At 29.3% G+C, this 26,264-nt stretch carries 19 protein-coding genes; 11 read left to right on the forward strand and 8 right to left on the reverse strand.

Annotated features, from left to right (window positions below):
* Positions 1-17: 17 nt before the first annotated feature.
* Complete coding sequence (gene nusB, locus DPIF8902391_RS01335; RefSeq protein WP_058884713.1) at positions 18-956, reverse strand: transcription antitermination factor NusB; 939 nt, start codon at positions 954-956, stop codon at positions 18-20.
* 88 nt (positions 957-1,044) lie between these two features.
* Positions 1,045-2,145 (reverse strand): Glu/Leu/Phe/Val family dehydrogenase, encoded by a 1,101-nt coding sequence (locus DPIF8902391_RS01340; protein WP_172504815.1) that lies wholly within the window; start codon positions 2,143-2,145, stop codon positions 1,045-1,047.
* A 163-nt stretch (positions 2,146-2,308) separates the two neighbouring features.
* Between DPIF8902391_RS01340 and DPIF8902391_RS01345 the strand changes: the two genes are divergently transcribed.
* Positions 2,309-4,063, forward strand: a complete 1,755-nt coding sequence (locus tag DPIF8902391_RS01345) for an ABC transporter ATP-binding protein (protein WP_172504816.1) — start codon at positions 2,309-2,311, stop codon at positions 4,061-4,063.
* Between the two features lie 81 nt (positions 4,064-4,144).
* Entirely contained in the window at positions 4,145-4,528 is a 384-nt protein-coding gene (locus DPIF8902391_RS01350; protein WP_058884716.1) for a PUR family DNA/RNA-binding protein, read from the forward strand.
* A gap of 126 nt (positions 4,529-4,654) precedes the next feature.
* Here the strand turns inward: DPIF8902391_RS01350 and DPIF8902391_RS01355 are convergent, their stop codons facing one another.
* Positions 4,655-5,725 (reverse strand): isochorismate synthase, encoded by a 1,071-nt coding sequence (locus DPIF8902391_RS01355; protein WP_172504817.1) that lies wholly within the window; start codon positions 5,723-5,725, stop codon positions 4,655-4,657.
* A gap of 32 nt (positions 5,726-5,757) precedes the next feature.
* A complete protein-coding gene (locus tag DPIF8902391_RS01360; RefSeq protein WP_058884718.1) occupies positions 5,758-6,186 on the reverse strand; it encodes a PaaI family thioesterase in 429 nt (142 codons plus the stop codon).
* 56 nt (positions 6,187-6,242) lie between these two features.
* On the opposite strand from DPIF8902391_RS01360, the gene DPIF8902391_RS01365 reads away from it, so the two are divergent.
* Together DPIF8902391_RS01365 and DPIF8902391_RS01370 are read left to right on the forward strand one after the other, a co-directional pair.
* The gene (locus DPIF8902391_RS01365) at positions 6,243-6,761 is read left to right on the forward strand and encodes an IS1096 element passenger TnpR family protein (RefSeq protein WP_172504818.1); all 519 of its coding nucleotides are present in this window, start codon (positions 6,243-6,245) and stop codon (positions 6,759-6,761) included.
* Between the two features lie 123 nt (positions 6,762-6,884).
* Positions 6,885-7,505 carry an L-threonylcarbamoyladenylate synthase gene (locus DPIF8902391_RS01370; protein ID WP_058884720.1) on the forward strand — a complete coding sequence of 207 codons (621 nt, stop codon included), beginning with the start codon at positions 6,885-6,887 and terminating at the stop codon, positions 7,503-7,505.
* Positions 7,506-7,557: 52 nt separating this feature from the next.
* Here the strand turns inward: DPIF8902391_RS01370 and DPIF8902391_RS01375 are convergent, their stop codons facing one another.
* Entirely contained in the window at positions 7,558-8,568 is a 1,011-nt protein-coding gene (locus DPIF8902391_RS01375; protein ID WP_172504819.1) for a glycosyltransferase family 2 protein, read from the reverse strand.
* A gap of 24 nt (positions 8,569-8,592) precedes the next feature.
* The gene (locus DPIF8902391_RS01380) at positions 8,593-9,036 is read right to left on the reverse strand and encodes a type I restriction enzyme HsdR N-terminal domain-containing protein (protein WP_058884722.1); all 444 of its coding nucleotides are present in this window, start codon (positions 9,034-9,036) and stop codon (positions 8,593-8,595) included.
* A gap of 17 nt (positions 9,037-9,053) precedes the next feature.
* Between DPIF8902391_RS01380 and holA the strand changes: the two genes are divergently transcribed.
* Positions 9,054-10,055: a DNA polymerase III subunit delta gene (gene holA / locus DPIF8902391_RS01385; RefSeq protein ID WP_172504820.1), complete on the forward strand. Its 1,002-nt coding sequence runs from the start codon at positions 9,054-9,056 to the stop codon at positions 10,053-10,055.
* 68 nt (positions 10,056-10,123) lie between these two features.
* Here holA and DPIF8902391_RS01390 read toward each other — a convergent pair whose 3' ends face one another.
* A complete protein-coding gene (locus DPIF8902391_RS01390) occupies positions 10,124-13,828 on the reverse strand; it encodes a YobI family P-loop NTPase (RefSeq protein WP_172504821.1) in 3,705 nt (1,234 codons plus the stop codon).
* A 111-nt stretch (positions 13,829-13,939) separates the two neighbouring features.
* Between DPIF8902391_RS01390 and DPIF8902391_RS01395 the strand changes: the two genes are divergently transcribed.
* The gene (locus DPIF8902391_RS01395; protein ID WP_172504822.1) at positions 13,940-15,571 is read left to right on the forward strand and encodes an ABC-F family ATP-binding cassette domain-containing protein; all 1,632 of its coding nucleotides are present in this window, start codon (positions 13,940-13,942) and stop codon (positions 15,569-15,571) included.
* A 362-nt stretch (positions 15,572-15,933) separates the two neighbouring features.
* Here the strand turns inward: DPIF8902391_RS01395 and tsaD are convergent, their stop codons facing one another.
* On the reverse strand, positions 15,934-16,962 hold the full coding sequence (gene tsaD / locus DPIF8902391_RS01400) for a tRNA (adenosine(37)-N6)-threonylcarbamoyltransferase complex transferase subunit TsaD (protein ID WP_172504823.1): 1,029 nt from the start codon (positions 16,960-16,962) through the stop codon (positions 15,934-15,936).
* Between the two features lie 224 nt (positions 16,963-17,186).
* Between tsaD and DPIF8902391_RS01405 the strand changes: the two genes are divergently transcribed.
* The 5 genes from DPIF8902391_RS01405 to DPIF8902391_RS01425 all read left to right on the forward strand — a co-directional run bounded on the left by DPIF8902391_RS01405 (position 17,187) and on the right by DPIF8902391_RS01425 (position 26,208).
* Positions 17,187-21,551 (forward strand): translocation/assembly module TamB domain-containing protein, encoded by a 4,365-nt coding sequence (locus DPIF8902391_RS01405; protein WP_244951346.1) that lies wholly within the window; start codon positions 17,187-17,189, stop codon positions 21,549-21,551.
* Entirely contained in the window at positions 21,552-22,472 is a 921-nt protein-coding gene (locus tag DPIF8902391_RS01410; RefSeq protein WP_058884726.1) for a DUF368 domain-containing protein, read from the forward strand.
* Between the two features lie 47 nt (positions 22,473-22,519).
* Positions 22,520-23,533 (forward strand): DUF368 domain-containing protein, encoded by a 1,014-nt coding sequence (locus DPIF8902391_RS01415; protein ID WP_058884727.1) that lies wholly within the window; start codon positions 22,520-22,522, stop codon positions 23,531-23,533.
* Positions 23,514-24,275 carry a shikimate dehydrogenase family protein gene (locus DPIF8902391_RS01420; RefSeq protein WP_172504825.1) on the forward strand — a complete coding sequence of 254 codons (762 nt, stop codon included), beginning with the start codon at positions 23,514-23,516 and terminating at the stop codon, positions 24,273-24,275. Before DPIF8902391_RS01415 ends, DPIF8902391_RS01420 begins: the two co-directional genes overlap by 20 nt.
* Before the next feature lie 88 nt (positions 24,276-24,363).
* Positions 24,364-26,208 carry a DUF349 domain-containing protein gene (locus tag DPIF8902391_RS01425; protein WP_058884729.1) on the forward strand — a complete coding sequence of 615 codons (1,845 nt, stop codon included), beginning with the start codon at positions 24,364-24,366 and terminating at the stop codon, positions 26,206-26,208.
* Positions 26,209-26,264: the final 56 nt, after the last annotated feature.

A 26,264-nucleotide genomic window follows, 5' to 3' on the forward strand; every position in this document is an offset into this window, starting at 1 on the left:
GTAAAAATAATAATTTTTTACAATAAACCTCTACCAATTTTAACCATCTTATTTGATGCTAAGTAATCTTTCGATAATTTATCTAAAACACCATTAATAAAATAGCTACTCTTATTGGTTGAATAATCTTTTGCTACCTCAATATATTCGTTAATACTTACGCTACTAGGAATTGATGGGAAATGTAAAAATTCAGTAATCGACATTTTAATAATAATCATGTCAATATCGGCAATTCTATCAGCTTCCCAGTTAGGTGTTTTTTCAATAATATCGTCTTCGTAGGTATGCTGATTTAATGCCGTTTTTTGAAATAATTTAGACACAAACTGTTTGTCTTCACTATCTTTATAAAGGCTTCCAAGGATAAAAGGATTCTGTTCTTTTTGTTTGTTTAATGATTTAACAATCCAAGTGTTTACAAAAGGAATATCATCAACCCAAGAAATCATTTTATCTTCAAAATAATCGGCTAATTTTTCGTTAGGCGCTATAATTTCTTTGAAAAAAGAAACTACAAAAGCACTATCAATATGGTATGAATCACCTGTAGTATTTGCATAATTTTTATACAACTCACTGTTTAATAATTCATCTAAAATAATTCGTACATATTCACTATCAAGTTCCCAGTAATTAAGCTCATGAAGTTCAACATAAGCACTTAAACTGCTGCTTTCATTTAATTTATTGATTACTCGATTGTCAATAAATTTAGTGTTCGGGTTTAATTCTTCTTTAGTAGCAAGTATTTTCTTTTTAGAAAGCGCTATTCGCTTGTTTGCTAATTTTTGAACTTGAATTAATAGTTGAAGGTTCAAAACATATAAGTCATACATTTTATCAATGCTGTCTTTTAAGAACTTTTCTTCTTTTAGGATGTCATCACTGTGCGATTGTTGCATGGCGTAAACCGACTGCATTACTTTAACTCGAATATGTCTTCTGTTAATCATTTGAAAGAACTTTTAAAAACTTTAAAAAAAAAGAGCGATAGAAAGTATTTCTAACGCTCTGCAAAAGTAAAACTTTTTTATTTTTTAACTAGTTATTTTGTTCTTTTTTACGAGCATCAATTCTAGCCTGTGCAATATTAAAAGCAGCTTGGTGTGTTGTGCTGTTTTCTTTATCTGCTAAATTGAAAATATCTAAGGTTGTATTGTAAATATTTTCAGTTCTTTTTAAGCTCTCCACCTTGTCGTAGCCTGCAACTTCAGCATATACGTTTATAATTCCACCAGCATTAATTAAAAAATCAGGTGCGTAAGCAATTCCTTTTTCTCTTAATAATTTACCGTGTCTTAACTCGTTTTCTAATTGATTATTTGCCGCACCAGCAACAATTTTTGCTTTTAATTGCGCAATACTTTGGTCATTTAAGGTAGCACCTAAGGCACATGGAGCATAAATGTCAACATCTAAACCATAAATATCATTTCCTAAAACAACATTAGCACCGTATTTTTTACTCAATTCTTCTAAACGAGCTTCGTTAATATCGTTTAAAATTACTTGAGCTCCTTCGTCAGTAATATGCTTTACTAAAGTTTCACCAACATGCCCAACTCCTTGAACTAATACTTTTTTACCAGCTAAGTTGTCTGATCCGAAACGGTATTTAGCAGCAGCTTTCATACCCATGTAAACTCCATAAGCTGTTACAGGCGATGGGTTTCCTGAACCACCAATTTCCTCAGAAATACCAGCAACATGTGGGGTTACTTCACGAATAACATCCATGTCGTGAGTTTCCATACCAACATCTTCAGCAGTAATATATTTTCCACTTAATGAGTTTACATACGCTCCAAACTTACGCATTAATGCGTCGTTTTTTTGAGTTTTAGCATCACCTATAATTACGGCTTTACCACCACCAAGATTTAAGCCTGTAATTGCTGCTTTATAAGTCATTCCACGTGATAAACGCAACACATCATTTAAGGCTTCTGATTCACTTTTATACTGCCACATTCTAGTACCTCCTAATGCAGGTCCTAATGTTGTATTATGAATACCAATTATTGCTTTTAAACCTGTATCTTCGTCATTACAAAAAACGATTTGTTCGTGATTGTCAAAAGATAATTGACCAAATACTGGGTCATTTTTAAGGTCTTTAATATCAACGATTTCTGATTTCATTTGTTTTGGTTTTAATTTAGGGACTGTTTTATCAATCCCTAAAAATTTGAAGACAAAAGTAAGAAATCGTTAAAACATAAGCAAAAAAAGAAATCTTAATTACAGTATCTTTAACAATGTCACTTTATACCGTTGTTTTTTTAACTTAAAAACATTTTTTATCTTGAAATCATTAAAATATCTTAATAAATATTTTGTTAAATATAAATGGCGCTTATTGCTAGGAACTTTAATTACAGTTTTGGCAAAAATTTTAACCCTTAAAATACCTGATTTTGTAGGGAATTCTTTAAATATTGTAGAAGATTATCAGCTTGGAAAAGTAACTACTTTATCCGAAGTAAAAACAGTATTATTCAAAAATATAATGCTGATTATTGGTGTTACTTTATTGGGTGGTTTTTTTACTTTTTTTATGCGACAAACCATTATTGTAACCTCAAGAATGATAGAATTTGATTTGAAAAATGAAATTTATCAGCAATACCAACGACTGTCTACTAATTTTTATAAAAAAAATAGAACGGGCGATTTAATGAACCGTATTAGTGAAGATGTTTCTAAGGTGCGTATGTATTTCGGACCGGCAATTATGTACACTTTAAACATGATAATTTCGTTAATTGTTGGGTTTAGTCAAATGTATGAAATTTCGCCAACGCTTACTTTATATACTATGATTCCGTTTCCTATTTTGTCGGTGTCTGTTTTTGTGTTAAGTAAACAAATTAACAAACGAAGTACGGTTGTTCAAGAATATTTATCAAAATTAACGACGTTTAATCAAGAGTTTTTTTCAGGAATTAATGTAGTTAAATCGTACGCAATAGAACAAGAAGTAATTGTTTCTTTTGATGAAATAGCCAATAAAAGTAAAGATAAAAATATCGAATTACATAAGGTACAAGCCTTGTTTTTTCCGTTAATGATTTTATTAATCGGAATTAGTAATATTCTTGTTTTATATATTGGAGGGCAACAGTATATTGCCGGCGAAATTCAATTAGGCGCTATCGCTGCGTTTATTATGTATGTAAATATTCTTACCTGGCCAGTAGCAGTGGTTGGTTGGGTAACCTCTACGGTACAACAGGCGGCAGCATCGCAAGAACGAATTAATGAGTTTTTAGAGCAGGTTCCTGAAATTAGAAATAATACAAATACAGCTACAGAAATACAGGGTAAAATTGAATTTAAAGATGTTTGTTTAACGTATGATAATACTAATATTACCGCATTAAATAACGTAAATTTAGTTATCGAAAAAGGTGAAACCTTGGCAATTTTAGGAACTACAGGAAGTGGTAAGTCAACCATTATAAATTTAATTGCTCGATTATATGATGTTAGTAAAGGTGCTGTTTTAATCGATGGAAAAAACATAAAAGACTGTAATTTATACGATGTTAGAAATCAAATTGGTTTTGTACCGCAAGACCCATTTTTGTTTTCTGATAGCCTTGAGAATAATATTAAATTTGGGAAAGAAAATGCCACGAAACAAGAAATTATTCAAGCTGCTAAAAATGCGGTAATTCACGACAATATTATCAATTTTAAAAATGGCTATCAAACTGTTTTAGGTGAAAGAGGCGTTACTTTATCGGGCGGACAAAAACAACGAACCGCTATTGCTAGAGCTATTATTAAGACTCCGAAGATATTAATTTTTGATGATTGTTTATCGGCAGTTGATACCGAAACAGAGCAACAAATTCTCTCAAATTTAGACCGTATTTCAAAAGATAAAACAAGCATCATAATTAGCCACAGTGTTTCGTCTGTTAAAAATGCCGACAAAATAATCGTTTTAGATGCTGGTAAAGTTATTCAGCAAGGCGTTCATAATCAATTGATAAAAGTAGCGGGTTATTATAAAGAGTTATATGAACAACAACTTTTAGAAAAAGAAATGTAATGTTTCGTATTGCCAAATCAATTATTTTATTAGATTTGTTGAGCAATTTTAAGTAAATAATTATTATTTAAGAAACGAACTATGAGTGAGCGAGAGAGAGTAGAACAAGAAGAGATTTTTTCACAAGTTTTAAGAGCAGGAAGAAGAACCTACTTTTTTGATGTAAGATCTACAAAAGCAGATGACTACTATTTAACAGTCACTGAAAGTAAAAAATTTACGCATGATGATGGTTCTTTTCATTATCAAAAACATAAAATTTACTTATATAAAGAAGATTTTTCAGACTTTAAAGAAATGCTAAACAAAGCAACGAGTTTTATTGTTAATGAAAAGGGTTCGGAAGTAATTAGTGAGCGTCATCAAAAAGATTATAAAAAAGAAGAAGAAGAGAGTCAAAGTGAGGTCGAAATAGCTTTAGCATCTACAAAAAGCTTTACCAATGTTTCTTTTGATGATATTTAATCAGCATAAAAACGAATAATTATACAGCAATTTATTGTTATAAATTGTTGCTAAAAAAATAGTATTTTAAATTCAATTTACACTAAAAGCACCTAACTCTTAACAGTTGGTGCTTTTTACTTTTAGTTACAACACTTTTTTCATCGTTTCTGATTTTGAAACCGTTTCTAGCCATTCACTTTCAGGATTGCTTTCTTTGGTAATTCCGCCGCCAATAAAAAGAACTGCTATATCTTTTTTAATTTCCATACATCGTAAATTCACAAAAAGTTCCGAAGTATTTTTACTTGTTTCGTTTAAGTTTAATTCACCTAAAAAACCTGTATAATACGCTCTATTATAGTTTTCGTTTTTTAAAATAAATGCCTTAGATACTTCTAAAGGTACACCGCAAACCGCAGGAGTTGGGTGTAGCTTTTTGATTAGAACAGCATTTTTAGTGGTAATTTTTCCTGAAATTAACGTTTTTAAATGCAGTAAATTCCCTGCTTTTGCTGTTTTTACTTCGCCTTTTTCGAGTGAATTACAAATTCCAGAAAGTTTATCGGTTATATAATCGGTAACAAATTGTTGTTCTTCAAGTTCTTTAGGTTGCCAAATAACATTTGTTGTTCCTTTAAAAACTTGAGTTCCGGCTAAAGACATTGTTTTAAATTGTTGTTCTTTAATTTTAACTAAAGTTTCAGGGGTCGCGCCAAGCCACATTCCTACCTTTGGATGATACCAAACATAAGTAAATGCGGTGTTGTAATTTGCAAGTAGTTTTTTAAAAACACTAATTACATTAAAATCGGTAAGTTTTATAAGCTCTTTTCTCGATAAAATAACTTTTTTAAAAAGCCCTGAATTAATAGCATCAATTCCTTTTTGAACTAACTTGATATGTGCTTTTTCTTGGCGATCATCTTGCTTGTTTTTCTGATGATTTTTTGACTTACTTTCTGAATCAGCATCAGTAATAATAGGATTTAAGGAGTTTTCTTGTAAAAATTCCGCTTTATTTCTAGGGATTAAAATCGCTTTATTTTTATCATCAAAAGCTGCGAAAACAAAGCCACTTTCAGTATAGTTTGTAGCGGTATATAAGGTGTCGTTATTTTGAAAAAAACCATTTAACAGGGTTGAATTTGGTTTTCTGTAAACAACAAAAGGTAGTTTATTTTCGAGTGCTTTTTCTATTTTTGAAAATATGTTCAATCTAAATTTATTTTATAATTAGGCTAAAAATCTTACTTTTTATCTGAAATTTTATCTAAAACAATGTTGGTTATTTTACATAAAGAAATTAAATTATGTTGTTCATCAACAATTTTAACTTCCCATAAATGCGTAGTTCTTCCTTGGTGAACGGCTTTTGCAGTAGCGAAAACAGTACCGTCTTTTTTGCTTTTTACATGATTAATACTAAGCTCAATTCCTTTTACAATTTTGCTGTTATCATTTAAAAAAAAAGCCGAAGCACAGCTACCAACGGTTTCCGCTAAAGCAGCTGTAGCACCACCGTGTAAAATTCCGTGAGGCTGATGTACTTTTGAATTTACAGGCATTTTGGCGGTAATAAAATCTTCGCCAACGTCAACAAACTCAATTTGAAGCGTTTCCATTAAGGTGTTTTTATTGTAACTATTAAGTATTTCTAGTGATTGTTGTGTATCCATTTTATTAAAATTATCATTCAAAAATACGTATTTTTGTAGCGACAAAAAATGATAGAATGTATAAAGTACGTGTAATTTTAGATACAAAAAAAGATGTAATAAGAACCTTGGTGGTTAATCAGGCAAAATCATTAGAAGATTTGCATGCTGATATTGCTAAATCATTTGGTTTTAATGGGCAAGAAATGGCATCTTTTTATCGAACAGATGAAGATTGGAATCAAGGAGAAGAAATTCCTTTATTTGATATGTCGGAAGATGGCGAAGCACCATCAATGGCAAGCTGTGTTATAAAAGAAACCTTACCAAATACGAACGATAAGTTAATATATGTGTATGATTTTTTACAAATGTGGACTTTTTATGTAGAAGTTGTAGAGCAATCAGCCGAAGAAGTTAACGAAACTAAAATAATTTTAACCGTTGGTGAAATTCCTGACAAGGCTCCTAAAAAAGAATTTACAGCCACCAAAGAAGATCAAGATGGTAATTTTGAAGATGATTTTGATGATCAATTGAATGATCAGTTTACAAGTTTTGAAAATATCGATGATTTCGATTTCGAAAACTACTAAAGCGATAAGAAAAGTGCGTGTTATTTAAAAATAATCCGCACTTTTTTTAGCATCAATATATTTTTAGGAATTACTTCAATGAAAAGAGTTGCATTAGAATATTAAATTTTATATATTTAAAAGATGGCACAATTTATAAAACTGTATAACGAAAATCCAAATCCGAAAGAAATTGCTAAAATTGTAAAAGTATTACAAAATGGCGGTTTAATTATTTATCCAACAGATACCGTTTATGGGCTAGGTTGTGATATTACCAATACAAAAGCATTAGAAAAAATTGCCAAAATAAAGGGAGTGAAGCTAGAAAAATCTAATTTTTCGTTTATCTGTAATAATTTAAGTCATTTATCAGATTACGTAAAACAAATAGATTCTTCAACTTTTAAAATATTAAAAAGAGCCTTGCCTGGTGCTTATACTTTTATTTTACCGGGAAGTAATTCATTGCCAAAGGCTTTTAAAAAACGTAAAACCGTAGGTATTCGTGTGCCAGATAATGCCATAGCGCAAGCAATTGTGGCGGCTTTAGGAAATCCAATAGTTTCTACTTCTATTCATGATGATGATCAGCTTATAGAATATACCACAGATCCTGAATTAATTTTTGAGAAATGGCAAAATATTGTTGATATTGTTATTGATGGCGGTTATGGCGATAATCAAGCATCAACAGTTATTGATTTAACTAGTGATTATCCTGAAGTAATTCGACAAGGTAAAGGAAGTTTAGATATTTTGTAAAAAATACGCCCCGTAGAGACGCGATACTTCGCGTCTCTACGGGATATGTGCGTTATTTTAATTCATTAAACTTCTTTCGCCCTAAAGCATAACACTGCCAAACAATAGAAGTATGCTTGTTATAATTTGATTTTTGCTGTAATTTTTTTCTTTTACCAAGGAATTTAAAAAAGTTCGCATAAAAGCTAAAATGAGCTTTTAAAATAGCCATAGTATGTTTGGGTTTTAATTCTGCTAAAAATTTAATCCCTGCAATTCCGTCTAAAATTAATCTAGAAAAAATTACAAAAAACACCAATTTGGTAGGTACATTTTTAAGGATATTCAATAAGCTATTTCTGAAATTTAAATAGGTTTTCTGCGGGTTTATTGCCTGTAAGGTTGCACCGCCAACATGATAAACTGTTGAATTTCCTACATATTTAATAGTAAAATTTTCATTTTTTGCTCGCCAACATAAATCGATTTCTTCTTGATGTGCAAAATAATCTTCATCAAAACCATTTAGTTGATGATATACTTTTGAACGAATAAAAAAGCAAGCTCCAGAAGCCCAAAAAATTTCGGTAGTATCGTTAAACTGCCCGTTATCGGTTTCTAAGTTATTAAAAATACGTCCACGGCAATACGGATACCCATATAAATCGATAAAACCACCGCCAGCACCTGCGTATTCAAATTTAGTTTTATCTTTCTTTTTTTGTTTAAAATCTAAAATTTTTGGCTGAATAATAGCGGTGTTTTCTTCTTTTTTAAAGATATCTAAAACAGGAGTCAACCAGTTTTTAGTAACCTCAATATCAGAATTTACTAAACAATAAATATCGGCATTAATATGTTGTAAAGCATCATTATATCCTTTTGCATAACCGCCGTTACTACTGTTTTCTACTATTTTAACGGTCGGGAAATTTTGTCTGATAAAAGCGATAGAATCATCCGAAGAAGCATTATCGGCAACATAAATATCAGCCTGATTTACACTGAAATTTACGATACTTGGTAAAAATTGTTCTAATAATTGTTTACCATTCCAATTTAATATAACGACTGCTGTTTTCATAATTGCGAATTTATCAATTATTTATTATTTATAATCAGGAATATCTCTTAAAAAAATATAGGTTTCGTTTTCTTTATCAAGCTGACAGAAATAATGCTCTAATCCGTTGGTAACAATTAGATAATTGGCATTTAGTTTTAAGTTATAACGTGCAATTTGATCGAAAGTATCTTGGGCAATTTTAATTTTTGGCGCTTTACATTCCACAATAATATTCGGCGTTCCATCCGAAGAAAAAATAACAATATCGGTTCGTTTTTTTAAGTTGTTAATAATTAGCTGTTTTTCAATAGCAATTAAAGTTGCAGGGTATTTTTTTTCCTCCATTAAAAACCGCACAAAATGTTGCCGAACCCATTCTTCAGGAGTCAATACCAAGTATTTTTTTCTTAAATTATCAAAAATAAACGTCTTATTATCGTTACTTTTGAGCCTAAATTTGTAGGTAGGAAGATTCAATTTTTGCATGCTTCAAAAATAAGAAAATGAACGAAATTAAAACGATCGTATCCGATATAAAAAAGGGAAATATAAAACCTATTTATTTTTTAATGGGCGATGAACCTTATTATATTGATAAAATATCTGAATATATTGAAAAAAATGTACTTGACGAGTCTGAAAAAGGCTTTAATCAAGTGGTAATGTATGGAAGAGATGTAACGATTGATCAAATTATAGCCTCGGCAAAACGCTATCCGATGATGGCAGAAAAGCAGGTAATTATTGTAAAAGAAGCACAAGATTTAGCACGTAGTATTGATCAAATTGAAGCCTATGCTGCTAATCCGCAATTAAGTACGGTCTTGGTTTTTAACTATAAATATAAGAAACTTCATAAAGGTAAAAAAACCTATAAAGCGATTGCTAATAATGGTTTAATTTACGAGAGTAAAAAATTATATGAAAATCAAGTAGCCGATTGGATTCGTAAAGTTTTAGCGGGTAAAAAATATAGTATTGAGCCAAAAGCATCACAAATGTTGGTGGAATTTTTAGGAGCTGATTTGAGTAAAATATCCAACGAATTGGATAAGTTAATCACTGTTTTGCCTAAAAAAACTATTATTACAGATAAACATATTGAAGAGAATATTGGTATTTCAAAAGATTTTAACAATTTTGAATTGCGAAAAGCAATCGGTCAAAAACAGGTTGTAAAAGCAAACAGAATTATCAATTATTTTACGCAAAACCCTAAAAATAATCCGTTAGTAATGACTATTTCGTTATTGAATAGTTTTTTTACACAATTATTAATGTATCACGGTTTAAAAGATAAATCGAAAGGTAATGTGGCGAAGGTTTTGGGTGTAAATCCTTATTTTGTGGATGATTATAGTTCGGCTGGAAAAAAATATCCGATGCGAAAAGTATCGCAAGTAATTGGTTTTTTACGAGAAGCAGATATTAAAAGTAAAGGAGTAGGAGCAAATCAATCATCTTCGGATATTTTAAAAGAATTATTATTTAAAATATTGCATTAGTTTTTTGATAGTTTAATTGAAAAACCTCACAGGTTTTTAAAACCTATGAGGCTTTTTTATAATATATATTATTGCTTTCTTTTATGATTAATAATTAATTTTAATAAATTTTTAGAATAACTCGAAATATAACCTTTTGTTTCTAAGTTATTTAGCAAAGCTTTATTATTAGGTTTATTAAATATTTTTGCTTTTTTATTTTTAAATGTAATTTCTTCGTAATTACCTCCTAGTTTTATTAAAAATTCATCTATGAAAATAGTATCAACATCAAAAATGTTTTTATTGAAAATTTTAATTCTATCAGATGAAGAAATATTATCGCTTAGAAGAATTTTGTCAATAATTTTTTTATCTATATCAAATGAATTGTCTCTTAATAATAGTTGACTAATGAGATTTAAATTTTTAATGTTTGATATAATAACATTGTCAGAACAAGATTCTAAAAATTTTATCTTTTCAAAATCATTTAAAACTCTTGAATTTAATATTAAAGCTAAATCATTTCCGTCTAAATGAAGTTCATCAATTTTTTCTGAAAATTCAGCTTTAAATTTTTCTAGTAACTCAATGTTTAATCCTTCAAATGGTTCTTTTAAGTAATTATAGTTTTCAATATTTGGAGTAAAGATATAGTTTCTAATTAAAGTACTAATTTTTTGTTTATTTAAAGCACTAATATTAGGAATAGTATATCCCCAAGGAATTGATTTTGTAATTAAATCATAGGCTTTGTTTTCAATTTCATTTTTATTAATTAGCTCTTCGCAAAATATGTCATAGATATTTTTACCTTCAATTTCAGTAGGGATTTTTATTATAGATAACTCTCTTGCATTTTCAATATTATTAATAAAATTAACTGTTGAGTCTAGTATTTTATCTTCAGAGTTTTTAAAGTAGAATAATAAATTAGCCCATTTAGGTTCAATTTTGTTATTTTCAAGAATAAATAGGGCTAAATCATTATTTTCTACAAGTGAAATATCTATTATTTTGGTTACTACTTTATTAATTATATCTTTTTTGAGTTTTAAGTTTAATTCAGAATTATTTAATAAAAGTAAATAATTGTTTTGTTCTTCGTTGATATTCGTATCAAGATCTAAGTATAAATTTTTAACGTAATCTTCGATGTTTGTATTGATGTAATCAATTAAATTATCTGATTTTGAATTTTTAATAGCAGTATAATTGGAATTATCAAAACTCATTTGTTCAAATTCACCATATTTTTTCATGAATTTTGATACTATATTTTTGTTAAATTTATAATGGTCATTTTTATGAATAAATTCTAATAAATCTTTAGGAGATTTTTCAAAATCTAAATCAATAAATTTTAAATCTAATTCAGTAATAATACTTTTTAATTTATCATTATCTGATATTATGTTTAAAATATCAAGGTTATGGAGTAGATAATTTTTAAGATTAGATTCTTTTTCTATTTCACCAATAGAAGAAACATTAGCATATTCTATAATGTATTTTAATATTTTAGTCAGTTGTTCTTCTGAATATGAAACATTATTTACATAATGCTTCCAAATATTAATCCAATAATCACAAAGTGTTTTTATGAATAAACTTAAATTTTCAGTTCTTTCAATAAATCCATTAATGAATTGAATTGAGGTAGAGGATTCATCTTTTAATTTTGTAAAAATGAAATCTAATTGTATTTCATTTACTATAGCGTTTTTTAGAATGAAGTCTAATAAATCATAATTTAAGATAAATTCTGAATTAAAATCAATGGGATTTATTTTTGAAATTATTTCATCAATTTTAGTAAGTTTATAATCAAAATCTAATTTTTGTTCATTTCTTACATTTATAATAAATTTATGGTCATTTCTTGTAACACTTCCTTGATGAAATAAAGAAATATAATCAAAATAATCCTCAGCGACATACCCATTTCTAAGTAATATTGTTAAGAAAAGGGAGTTGAAGTCTTCACTAATATTTAAATTAATATCTCTATTTGATTGTAATAGTTCAGAGATTTTTAAGTTTCGGAATATTATTTTTTGTTTCTCAAGTTGTTGTATTTCTAATCTTAAAGCGTCTGATTTATTTGATTTGATGTCTAGTATTTCCTGTTCTCTAATATTGTATGATTTTTTTGGATTTACCTTATTTTCTATTTGAGAAAAAGAAGTATTTATTATTTCATTTTGATACTTGATATTATGAGCATAATAGTTGTTAATTGCAGTTTTGTAAAATAATTTATCATTTTTCAAATATTCGAAATTTTTATCTTCTAGTAATTCATCAATAGAGATAATTTTATCGTTAAAAATAAATGAATTAAAATTTGTTAATGTATCTAATACTCTAAAGATATATAATTGACGAAGTTCATTTATGTTTTTTATTTTAACTAAACTTAAGCTTTCAATTTCGCTTTTTAATATTGCTATTTGTTCTTCTAAATTTTCAATTTCTTTATTTGAATAAGTTAATTTAGCATCTATAATTCTATATAATTCACCTTCGTTTTTGCTTAATTCAACAAAATCATTAGGATAAATGTTTTTATAGGTAATAATTGCGAATAATTTATCAGGAATTAATGGCGTTTCTTCTTGCTTTAACTTGTATAAATAAAACTCATTTGTAATATTGTGAAGTAATCGCATATCATCTATAAAAAAGGAGATGTCTTCAATAAAATTATCTGTTAAACCATAGTTGCAATTTTCATTTTTGGTAAGTAGAATTGCATTAGAATTAGAAGAGTTAATCCTTGGAATCACAGGGATAATAAAATCAAAAAACTTTATTCTTTCATTGTCTGAAAACATATCATCTCTTACCGCATAAATAAATACAATATTCTTATTCTTGATTTTTTTAGATTTATTTAATAAAAGGTTTATTTCTCTTAGCTTTGTGAAAATTTCAGTTTCTTGAAAACGATCAAGGTCTTCAATAAAAACGACATTGTAAGGGGTTTTGCTAAAGAAATAAATAATTTCATCTAAATGATGATTTAGGATAGATTTATTAGCACTTTCTCCTAATCCAATTTCAGCATTTTGAAACTTAAGTTTATTAATTGTAATAGCACTGAAAACTCTAATTGATTTGTAAATTAAAAAGAAAAAACCTGAAAAAATAAAAATAATATTAGCGTAATGTAAAATATTACATGTAGTTGTACTCAAAGGATAGTCCTTAAAAATACTTTGAATTAGATAAGGTTTAAAATAATTAAGTAATGCTATTAGGAATAATAAAATACATGATGCTATAAAAAATAGTTTTCTATTACTATAACTCTTAATTTGTTTAAACCTTGAATCTGGAATTTTTTTATCTTCTTCTTGATAAAATATTTGTTGTAAAATACTTGTTTCTATACGATTTAAAAGTTCTCCTTTATTTTTTTCAATTGGTTTATCTTTATCATCAGTATTTTTGTCATTAGTATTAGGTTTTTCATCTTTAAAAGAAGCTAAAGAGATATTCAAAAATTTTAAGTCGTTTCCTTTATAATTATTTTTAAACGTTTTAATAATAGTACTTTTACCTGAACCATATGTTCCTGTAAGTGCAATATTTTTGATATCTTTTTCTTTTCGATTATCAATAGCCCATTTCAAAGCGTTAGAATAATGATTTTTCTCATCACCGTTATTAATTGGAGACAATGATGAATAATCTAATTCTAATATGTTTTTTTTAGAAAGTTTAAAATGTAATTGTTCTAGTTTCTTTGAAGTATTTAATAATAAATTAAGTAGTTTTTTTTTCATAGAGAATTTTTCTTTCTATCAAATATAATAAAATCAATAAGTTGTAAAGAATAAAGTTCTTAAGAAGTTATTGACACTTTTCATTATTTTCGCAATTCAAAATATATATACATGATTACTGTAGATCAATTAGCGGTTGAATTTAGTGGAAAAACCTTGTTTAAAGACGTATCGTTTGTCATAAATGAGAACGATAAAATAGCCTTAATGGGTAAAAATGGCGCAGGAAAATCGACCATGATGAAAATTATGGCAGGAGTTTCAAAAGCTACTAAAGGAGGTGTTAGAAGCCCGAAAGATACCGTAATTGCTTATTTGCCACAGCATTTATTAATGGAGGATAATTGTACGGTAAGAGAAGAAGCATCCAAAGCATTCGACGCTGTTTTTAAGATGAAATCCGAAATGGAACACTTAAATAAAGAGCTAGAAACTCGTACAGATTATGAGTCGGAAGCGTACATGAAAATTATTGAACGTGTCACCGATTTAGGAGAAACTTTTTATGCTTTAGAAGATATAAATTACCAAGCAGAAGTAGAAAAAGCCTTAAAAGGTTTAGGTTTCAAACAAGAAGATTTTGACAGATTAACATCAGAATTTAGTGGAGGTTGGCGTATGCGTATCGAATTGGCTAAAATTTTACTGCAAAAACCCGATTTAATTTTATTAGATGAGCCAACAAATCACGTAGATATAGAATCGGTAATTTGGTTAGAAAATTTCTTGCTAAACAAAGCCAAGGCGGTAGTGGTAATATCGCATGATAAAGCTTTTATCGATAACATAACCAATAGAACCATTGAGGTTACTATGGGGACAATTCACGATTATAAAGCCAAGTATTCTCATTATTTAGAATTACGAAAAGAACGCCGTTCGCATCAAATAAAAGCCTATCAAGAACAACAAAAAACGATTGATGATATTAAAGGATTTATCGAACGTTTTAAAGGAACATATTCAAAAACAAATCAAGTAGCATCACGAGTGCGAATGTTAGAAAAAATTGTGCCGATTGAAATTGATGAAGTTGATACAACATCATTAAAATTACGTTTTCCACCATCGCCACGTTCTGGAGATTATCCTGTAAAAGTAGAAAATTTAACCAAAAAATATGGCGATTTAACCGTATTTAAAGAGGCAAGTTTTTCAATAGCTCGTGGTGAAAAAGTATCGTTTGTAGGGCGTAACGGAGAAGGGAAATCAACCATGATAAAAGCCATTATGGGCGAAATCGATTTTGAAGGCGAATGCGGTTTAGGTCACAATGCCAAAGTTGGATATTTTGCTCAAAATCAAGCTTCATTATTAGACCCAGAATTAACCGTTTTTCAAACAGTCGATGAGGTTGCAGAAGGAGATGTACGAACCCAAATAAAAAATATTTTAGGGCGTTTTATGTTTGCTGGTGATGATATTGAAAAGAAAGTAAAAGTGCTTTCAGGAGGAGAAAAAACACGTTTGGCAATGGTTAAATTACTATTAGAACCTGTAAATGTGTTAATTTTAGATGAGCCAACAAACCATTTAGATTTACGCTCGAAAGACGTAATTAAAGAAGCATTATTACATTTCGATGGGACGTTAATTTTGGTATCTCACGACCGTGATTTCTTACAAGGATTATCAGAAAAAGTATTTGAATTTAAAGAACAACGTGTTATTGAACATTTCGAAACTATTGATGTTTTCTTAGAGCGAAATAATATAAAAGCATTAAAAGAAATCGATTTATAAAATTATTTTTTGAAGCAATTTCCCGCTTTCCGCACTCGCTTTTTTTGTTTGAAAAAAACAAAAAAGAGCTCAAACAAATGCGTCAATCGGGGCTAGAAATTTGTGCTAAGTTTTATATTTCGAGTTTAAATTTTATAGAAAGGAAACAGTCAATTGAATCCGTCAAACAGAATTTATTTGAGTTTCTCATCCTGATTTGCTACAATTTTGTCAATTCGAGTGATTTTAATGACTAAAAGAAATTAAAAGGAAAAAAATCACTCGAACTGACAGTTTCTTCTATTTTTAAACAGGCTCTAAACAAAAAACACCGTTAAATAATTTTAACGGTGTTTTTTGTAAATAAATAGGATTTAAAATAGTTATTCGGTAACTTTTAAACGCGCTTTTGATGTAATTGAAATATCAGAAAAATCGTTATTTTTATATTTTAAATATCCAGCAATGGCAATCATTGCAGCATTATCGGTTGTATATTCAAACTTCGGAATGTAAGTTGTCCATCCCCAATGTTTTTCGGCTAAGGCTAAACGTTTTCTAATTTCAGAATTTGCAGAAACTCCACCGGCAATCGCAATGTGTTTTATATCGGTTTGTTTCACGGTGTTTTTTAATTTATCCATCAAAATTTCAACAATAGTATATTGAATTGAAGCACAAATATCATGTAAATTTTCTTTGATAAAATCAGGGTTTTCTTTTACATTCTTTTGAATAAAACGTAAGATTCCTGTTTTTAATCCGCTGAAACTAAATTGTAAATCGCCCACTTTCGGTTTGGTAAACTGAAAAGCCTTCGGATTTCCTAATTGTGCATATTTATCAACCAAAGGACCTCCAGGATACGGTAATCCTAGTATTTTTGCTGATTTATCAAAAGCTTCACCAACGGCATCATCAATAGTTTCGCCTAAAATTTCCATTTCAAAATGATTGGAAACTTTAACAATTTGCGTGTGTCCGCCACTAATGGTTAAACAAACAAACGGAAACGGTGGAATTTTAGCATTTTCATCTTCAATAAAATGTGCTAAAATATGCCCTTGCATATGGTTTACGGCAATTAGCGGAATATTTAATCCTAAAGCGAACGATTTTGCAAAAGAAGTACCAACTAATAAAGATCCCATTAATCCCGGGCCACGTGTAAAGGCGATCGCGCTCAAATCATTTTTGGTAATATTTGCCTGTGCAATAGCTTGCTGTACTACAGGAACGATGTTTTGCTGATGCGCTCTTGAAGCTAATTCAGGAACAACACCGCCATATTTAGCGTGTATTTCTTGGTTTGCCACCACGTTGCTGATTACTTTACCGTTGTAAATTACCGAAGCGCTTGTGTCATCACAAGAGCTTTCTATACCTAAAATGTAGCTGTTTTCTGTATTCAATGTTTCATGTATTAAAATGCAAAAATATCGTTAATGTGTTACATTTTCGTTAAAATTAATATTTCTTTAAAATAAGGCAATATTTTTGACATTAGCTGATTACATTTGTTTGTAATTTTATTATAAAATAGATTATTAAAAAGATAAAAAACATACTATATAGGGGATCAAAGTACGTGTTACTTGGGCTGTTATTGCTTGTTTTTTTGCTGTCATTACCTTTTGTGCAAAGTAAAATAGGCGCACAGGCCACCAATTGGTTAAATAAAGAATACAACACTGATATTCTTGTAAAAAAGATTGATTTCTCTTGGCTAGGAAGCGTTCAACTAAAAGGTATTGAAATTAGAGACCATCATAAAGATACCCTTATTTTTGTTGAAAATTTAAGCACTTCACTTTTAAATGCCAAAAGAATATTAGATAATAAAGTTAATTTAGGCGATGCTTCTTTGCGTGGGGTTTATTTTAATATGAAAAAATACAAAGGTGAGCAGGATGATAATATTGCAATATTTATAGATCGTTTTGATAGCGATACGCCAAAAGATAGTCTGTCAAGTGTTTTTGTTTTAAAAAGTGATAAAATAGCTGTTGAAAATTTAACTTTTAAGTTTTTAGATGCCAATAAAAAAGACCCGTTGGAGTTTGCGGCGTATCATGCAAGTGGTAATTTATTAGATTTTTCTATAAAAGGCCCCGATGTTTCTTTAAAAATGAGAAACATGTGTTTTTCTGAAAACAGGGGCATTAATATAACCAATATGTCTACGGATTTCACCTACACAAAATCATTTATGAATTTTGATAAAACAGTGTTGGAAACCGATAATAAATCAAAAATAAAAGGGGCTATTAAATTAAGGTATAAAAGAGAAGATTTTGTTAATTTTAATGATAAAGTAAGGTTTAGGGCTAAAATATTAAAAAGTGCCGTTTCAATTAAAGATATTAGCAAATTATATAACGAATTAAGCGGTAATGATATGCTCTATTTTACAGGAAATATGAAGGGCGTTTTAAATAATTTTAGCCTAAATAATGTGCGTCTTCATTCTCGAAAAGGAATGAAGATTATAGGAAACATGGGCTTTGTAAATGCGATAAAAAAAGAAAGAGGTTTTATTTTTGATGCCGATTTTAAAAATGTTACTGCAAATTATGGGCAATTAAAAAGCGTGCTTCCAAATTTATTAGGCAAGTCGTTACCTTCTGAATTTCAGCGATTAGGGGATTTTACACTGCAGGGTTTGGTGAAAATTACACCCGAGCAAATGGAGGCGACTATTTCGGTAAAATCGGAAATAGGAACGACTATTTCTGATTTGCAATTAACCAATATTGATGATATTGACAAGGCTAGTTATGTAGGAGAGTTGGCACTTATAGATTTTGATTTAGGTGTTTTTTCAAACAATCCGACCCTTGGTAAAATATCATTAAAAGCCGATGTAGATGGTCGTGGTTTTAATTTAGAAAACATAAACACAGTTGCTATTGGTAAAATTAGCAGCTTAGAATTTAACAAGTATAATTACAAAGATTTATATATTAACGGGCAGTTTCAAAATAAAAAATTTGACGGTGTTTTAAATGCAAAAGATGAAAATTTTAAGCTGAATTTTGAAGGTTTGGCCGATTTTTCATCAGCAATCAATAAATTTGATTTCATTGCCAATATTGATCAAATTGATTTGAAAAAAACAAGCCTTTTTACGCGGGATAGTATTGCTCAATTAAAAGGGGTTGTTAATTTGAATATTTCAGGGAATACTTTTGATGATATTATAGGTAAAGCAACTTTTAAAAATGTAGCGTACAAAAATCAAAAAAAAGAATACCTGTTTGAAAATTTTGAAATAAATTCATCGGTAAAAGATAGTATAAAAACCATTGAAGTAAATTCAAAAGAAATTGTTACAGGTGTTTTAAGAGGAAAGTTTTCTTTTGAAGAGTTAATACCGATTACCCAAAATGCCTTAGGAAGTGTTTACACGAATTACCTGCCTAATAAAGTAGCGCCAAATCAGTTTTTAGAATTTGATTTTACTATTTATAATCAAATTATCGATGTGTTTTTACCAAACATAGCTATTGCTGAAAACACCAAGTTAAAAGGGCGAATTAATGCCGATAAAAATGCTTTGAAACTAAAGTTTTCATCACCAGAAATTGATGTTTACAAAAGTGCTATTCAAAATATTGTGTTAAGAATGGATACTAAAAATCCGCTGTATAACACGCATTTAAAGGCTGGGAAAATAAATACGCCATATTATAATATTAAAAAATTAAACTTACTAAACAGAACTCAAAACGATACTTTATTTTTTAAATCGGTATTTAAAGGTGGGAAAAATTATTCAGAAGGCTTTAATCTTGATTTTTATTATACGATTAACGAATTGCAAAAATCAGTTGTTGGTATTCAAAAATCGACTTTTAATTACAAAGGATTTGATTGGATTATTAATAAAACATCAGATAAAAAACACAAAGTTGCTTTTGATTTAAAAAAGAAAACCTACGAAATAAGTCCATTTTTAGTAGAGTCTGATCAGCAAAAAATTGAATTTAAAGGAATTGTTAAAGACAGTACGTATAAAAATTTGAATGCCCGTTTTACCAAAGTAAAATTAGCAAGTTTTTTACCACTTATAGATGATTTGAGCTTAGCGGGAAATTTAAGTGGTGCTGTTGATTTACAACAAAAAGAAGGCAAAATAGCGCCAAAGGGAAACCTATCAATAACAAATTTTAAAATAAATAACCTGGCTCAAGGAACTTTAGCAATGGAAGTTTCAGGTGATAATTCTTTTGAAAAATATAAGGTAAACCTATCATTGATTAATGATTCGGTAAAAAATATTTCAGCTATTGGAACTCTTGATTTTTCAAAAAACAAGCCAACTATTTCTTTAAAAACAGCTTTAGAAAACTATGAATTAACGGCATTCAGCCCTTTAGGAAAAGATGTTTTAAACAGGCTTAGAGGGAATGTTTCTGGAGGTTTTACGGCAACAGGTTTTTTAGATAATCCAAATTTTCAAGGTGTATTAAATGTTGAGAAAGCGGGGCTTTCTTTTCCGTATTTAAATGTTGATTTTGATTTAAAAGGAAACACCAAGGTTCTTTTAGATAAACAACAATTTAAACTTAATAATGTTTTATTAACCGATACAAAACATAAAACACAAGGAACATTATCGGGGTATATTGCGCATCAAAATTTTAAAGATTGGTATTTAAAATTAGATATTGACACTAAAAATTTACTAATTTTAGACACCAAAGAAACCGTAACATCATCTTATTACGGAACAGGTTTTTTAGATGGAAATGCCGAAATTAGAGGGCTTACCAATAATTTAGATATTGTTATTAATGGGAAAACAAATAAAGGAACGCTGTTTGTAATTCCGTTAAGCGATGTAAAAACAATTGATAATTACAAATTAATCCGTTTTAAAACGGAAAAACCAACCGTTGAAAATGCGCATCAAACCATAAAAGATATAAAAGGGCTCGATTTAAAAATAAATTTAGAGGTAACTAAAGATGCTGTAGCCCAAGTGGTAATTGATAAGGTTTCAGGAAGTGATTTAAAAGGAAGTGGTATTGGTAATTTAAGAATAGACATCAATACGCTTGGTAAGTTTAAAATGTATGGCGATTTTGAAATTCACAAAGGAATGTATAATTTTAAGTACGCAGGAATATCAAAACCCTTTGCGGTTCAAAAAGGCGGGCGAATTTCGTGGAATGGAAACCCGTACGAGGCGGAATTAGACTTGGTTGCGGTTTATAAAACCAAAGCAAACCCTGCGCAATTATTAGATAATATTAATTCAAATCGTAAAATTCCGATTAATTTATACACCAAAATAACAGGCGGATTGTTTAGTTCAAAACAAGAATTTGATATTAAAATTCCTAATGCGAATTCAACAGTAGCGTCTGAATTAGAGTTTATTTTAAACGGAAATGATTTGAATACTAAAATGCAGCATTTTTCATTTTTATTAGCTTTTGGTACTTTTTATAATGAAGAAACAATTGGTAATAGTGCGGCAAGTGGTTTAACAGGTACCGCATCGGAAATAGCTTCAAGTATTTTAACAGGCATGTTAAATAGTGAGGGTAGTAAATTTCAATTAGGGCTAGGTTATACACAGGGCGATAGCGGAAATGGCGAGGAAATTAATAATTTAAAATCAGACGATCAGGTAGATGTTTCTATTTCTACTCAATTAAGTGATCGGGTGCTTGTCAATGGTAAGGTAGGCGTTCCGGTGGGGGCAAATACCCAAACAAGTATTATAGGCGAGGTTAAAGTTGAGGTATTATTAAATAAAGAAGGTAGTTTAAGGGCAACTGTTTTTAACCGACAAAATGAAGTGCAATATTCAACTGAAGAAGAGGGATATACTCAAGGTGTAGGGCTTTCGTATCAAGTGAATTTTAATAACCTATCAGAGCTTTCTCAAAAAATAGGCTTAAAAAAACCACCTAAAAAAGACAGTATAAAACCTATAAAAAGTAGGTTAATTAAGTTTAAAAAATCAGTAAAAAAGAAGCATAAAAATTAGATGAACAGAACCAAAAAAGATTATTTAGTAATCATGTTAAAAGGAATTGCAATGGGCGCAGCAGACGTTGTTCCAGGCGTTTCAGGAGGAACAATTGCATTTATTTCAGGGATTTATGAAGAATTGTTAAACGCTATAAGTGCTGTTAATTTAGGCTTATTTAAAATCTTAAAAAAAGAGGGGTTTAAAAGTGCTTGGAAGCAATTAAACGGGAATTTTTTAGCAGCTCTTTTTACAGGGATTTTTATCAGTATTATTTCTTTAGCCAAAGCAATTAAATGGTTGTTAACAAACCAACCAATTTTATTATGGGCGTTCTTTTTTGGGCTGGTATTGGCAAGTATTATTTACATTGCAAAACAAATAAAACAGTGGAATTTTAAAGGGATATCTATTGGTGTTTTAGGTGTTTTCTTCGGATATTTAATTACGGTTTTACCTGCTGTTAATGGGCAGGAAGTTAGTTATTTATTCTTAGTTTTTTCAGGGGCAATTGCTTCTTGCGCTATGATTTTACCAGGAATTTCAGGGTCTTATATTTTATTGTTAATTGGTGTTTATCCATTAGTGATGAGTGCTTTAACTAATAGAGAGTTAAAAACAATTTCGGCAATTTTAATAGGGGTTGTAATAGGGCTAACCACTTTTTCAAAACTATTAAAATGGTTGTTTTATAATTATAAAAATGAAATGTTAATTGCTTTAACAGGTCTGATGTTGGGGTCTTTAAACAAAGTTTGGCCTTGGAAAACAGTTTTAACAACCTATACCGACAGACATGGCGTTGTAAAACCACTTTTAGAAAAAAGTGTATTGCCTTTTTCTTATGACGGAAACCCTGAATTAATGTATGCTTCAATATTAATTATTATAGGATTTTCATTAATTTTATTACTAGAAAAATTAGCCGTAAAAAAATAATAAAAATCGGTTAAAAAACAACTACTTTAGTCTTTTTAATTTTAAGAATGTATAAGCAACAACAGCGCACATTATTACAAAAAACACTGCTTTTTTTTAAAGGAATGACCATGGGTGGTGCTAATAAAGTCCCCGGTGTTTCTGGCGGAATGGTGGCTTTTGTAATGGGTTTTTATGAAGAACTTATTTTTTCTTTTCAGCGGATAAACGGCAAGGCTTTTAAATTACTTTTTAACGGACGTTTTAAAAGTTTTGCTAACTATACAAATTTGCAATTTTTAGCACTGGTAATGCTAGGAAGTATGTGCAGTTATTTTACCATTTCGTTAGTATTAGATTATTTTTTAAAAAACAATGAAGGCTATGTTTGGTCGTGGTTTTTTGGGATGATTTTAGGCTCTATTTATTATCTTTCAAAAGATTTTAACGATTGGAAATTAAAAAATATTATCGCCTTAATTATTGGTGTTTCTATTGGTGTTTTTATCAGTTTTTTAACTCCTGCAAAAGAAAATGATAATCTTTGGTTTGTTTTTATTTGTGGAATTATAGGTGTTTCAGGCATGACACTTCCTGGGTTATCAGGTTCTTTTATTTTAATTTTATTAGGAAATTACGTATTGTTATTGGTAGACAGCGTTAATGTTTTTGCTGGTATTGTAACGAGCTTGTTGTCGGGTAATTTTGAAGTATTAAAAGATCCTATAAAAATAAGATATTTAAAAATTATAAGTGTTTTTACCATCGGTTCTGTTTTTGGTTTGGTGTCAATTTCACATGTTTTAGGTTATGTTTTAAAACGATGGCATCAATTAGTAACGGCTCTTATTATCGGTTTTATAACAGGTTCGTTAGGTATTGTTTGGCCTTGGAAAAAAACACTCTTTAAAGTAAATGAACAAGGTTTTTTATTGGATAAAAAAGGACATAAAATTGTGGAAAATTACCAGCGATTTATTCCTGATTTAGCACTACAAGAAACATGGGTTTCAATAGGTTTTATCCTTTTTGGTATCGCCTTAATTTTAATAATAGATTATTATGGAAGAAAAAGAAGTTAAAAAAATGTATGCTTTGGTAGGGAAAAATATTTCATATTCCTTTTCAAAAGGATATTTTACCAATAAATTTAAAGAATTAGGGCTTGAAACAAGCGAATATGTAAATTTTGATATTCAGTCAATAGAAGAATTATCAGCAAAAATAAAAGAAAATAAAACGACTTTAAAAGGAATGAATGTAACAATTCCTTATAAATTGGACGTTTTTAATTTTTTAGATGAAATAGATAAAAAAGCCCGAAAAATAGGTGCAGTAAACACTATTAAAATCTCTAAAAAAGGAAAATTAATAGGTTTTAATACCGATGTTTATGGTTTTAAAAAATCCTTGAAACCATTATTAAAAAATCATCATAAAAAAGCCTTGATTTTAGGAACAGGAGGCGCATCGAAAGCGGTGGCGTATGTGCTTAAAAAATTAGGCATTACCTATTATTTCGTTTCTAGAAATCCGAAGGGTAAAAAAGAGGTTTCTTACCAGAGTTTATCTAAAGAAATAATAGAAACACATCATTTAATAATTAATTGCACACCTTTAGGAACACATCCAAATATTAAAGATTGCCCTGATATTCCGTATCAATTTATCGGTAAAAAACACCTGCTTTTTGACTTAATTTACAACCCCGAAATAACTACATTTTTAAGTAAAGGACAAGAAAAAAATGCTGCCATAAAAAATGGTTTAGAAATGCTAGAACAACAGGCTGAAAAAGCTTGGAAAATTTGGAATAATAGTTAACAATAAGTTATTGAAAATAAAATTTGGTATTCTATAAGAATCCGTATATTTATAAAATAAATAATCAAGGAACTTAAACATTGTAGATATGTTAGAAAATAACGAAAAAGAATTACAAGAATCAATTGCTGAACAAGTTACTCAGGTGCAAGTAGCAACAGAAAATGCAGTAAACGCAGTAGAGAGTGAGGTAGCTAATGAAGCTGAAAAAGTTGATGAAAAGCATGAAATACCAATGCTAGATTACGCTACAATGGAGTTAGATACTTTGGTAGCGGAATTAAGTAAGTTGTTAGACGGCTATCAAATACAGCAATTAAAAACCAATATTGACGCGATTAAAAATGCTTTTAATGCGAAATTTGGTGATTTAGTTGCACAAAAAAAGGCAGTGTTTTTAGCGGAAGGTGGAAATATAATAGATTTTCAGTTTTCAAGCCCTATTAAAGCAGAATACAACAAATTATTAGGCGAGTACAAAGCAAAAAGAGATGCTCATTATGCGAGGTTAGAAAATCAGCTAAAGGAAAATTTAGACAGTAGAAATGTTTTAATTGATGCGTTAAAAACATTGATTGAAAAAGCTGATGGAAAAACAATGTATAATGATTTCCAGGAAATTCAAAAGAAATGGCGAACTATTGGACCTGTACCAAAAACAAAATACAATGATACTTGGAAAATTTACCATCATCATGTAGAGCGTTTTTATGATTTATTAGACTTAAATAAAGATTTTAGAGAGCTAGACTTTAAACATAATTTAGAAGAAAAATTAAAAATAATTACCCATGCAGAGGCTTTAAATGAAGTTGCTGATGTAAATGTAGCCTTTAAAGATTTACAAGATTTACACCGTATTTGGAAAGAAGAAATAGGACCTGTAGGTAAAGAACATAGAGAAGATGTTTGGGGTAAATTTAGCGAAGCTACTAAAAAAATACACGATAAGCGTCATCAATATTTTAGAGAATTAAAATCTAAATATCAAGAAATGATTGATGCAAAGTTAGTGGTTATTGAAGAAATAAATGCCTTTGATACTTCCGCTAATAACTCACACAACGATTGGCAAAAAAGTATTGTAGAACTTGAAAAACTACGTAAAAAATACTTTGACATCGGAAAATTACCTTATAACAAAAGTGAAGCTGTTTGGCAACAATTTAAAAATGCGACCAAAAAATTTAACAGCGCAAAAAATGTTTTTTATAAGGCAGAAAAAAGTACTCAAAACGATAATTTAAAAAATAAAATTGCGTTAATAGAACTTGCCGAAAGTATAAAAGATAGCGATGATTGGGAAGAGGCAACCAATACCATGAAGCGTATTCAATCTGATTGGAAAAAAATTGGTCATGTGCCAAGAAAATTTTCGGACGATATTTGGAAGCGTTTTAAAGATGCTTGTAATTTCTATTTTGACAGATTACACGCTCAAAAGAACGAGCAAAATAAAGAGCAATTAGAACTTGTTGCAGCTAAAAAAGAGTTTATAGAGCAATTAAAAGCATCTGAAAACTTAACCTTAGAAAATATTAAAGAGCGTATTTCACAGTGGAGAGCTTTAGGTTTTTTACCAAGAAATGCACGTCATTTAGATGAAAAATTCAACAAAGCTGTTGATGCGCATTTAGGAAACTTAAATATGAGTAAAAGCGACATCGAGCTGATGAAGTTTAAAAATTCTATTGATACGTATTTATCTCAAAAAGACTTTAAAAAATTAGACAACGAACAATATTTTATCCGTAAAAAAATAGATGAAACTGTTCGTGAAATGCAACAATTAGAAAATAACTTAGGGTTCTTTTCAAATGCAAAACCTGACAATCCTTTGGTTTTAAATGTTCGTAAAGGAATCCAAGAATTTAAAGATCAGTTAGATGTTTGGAAAGCAAAATTAAATTATATCAAAAAATTAGATTACTAGATTTAATTTTTAATTAAACATAAAAAAACTCGAATCCTATACGATTCGAGTTTTTT

The organism is Tenacibaculum finnmarkense genomovar ulcerans, from assembly GCF_900239495.1.
GTDB classification, from domain to species: Bacteria; Bacteroidota; Bacteroidia; order Flavobacteriales; family Flavobacteriaceae; genus Polaribacter; species Polaribacter ulcerans.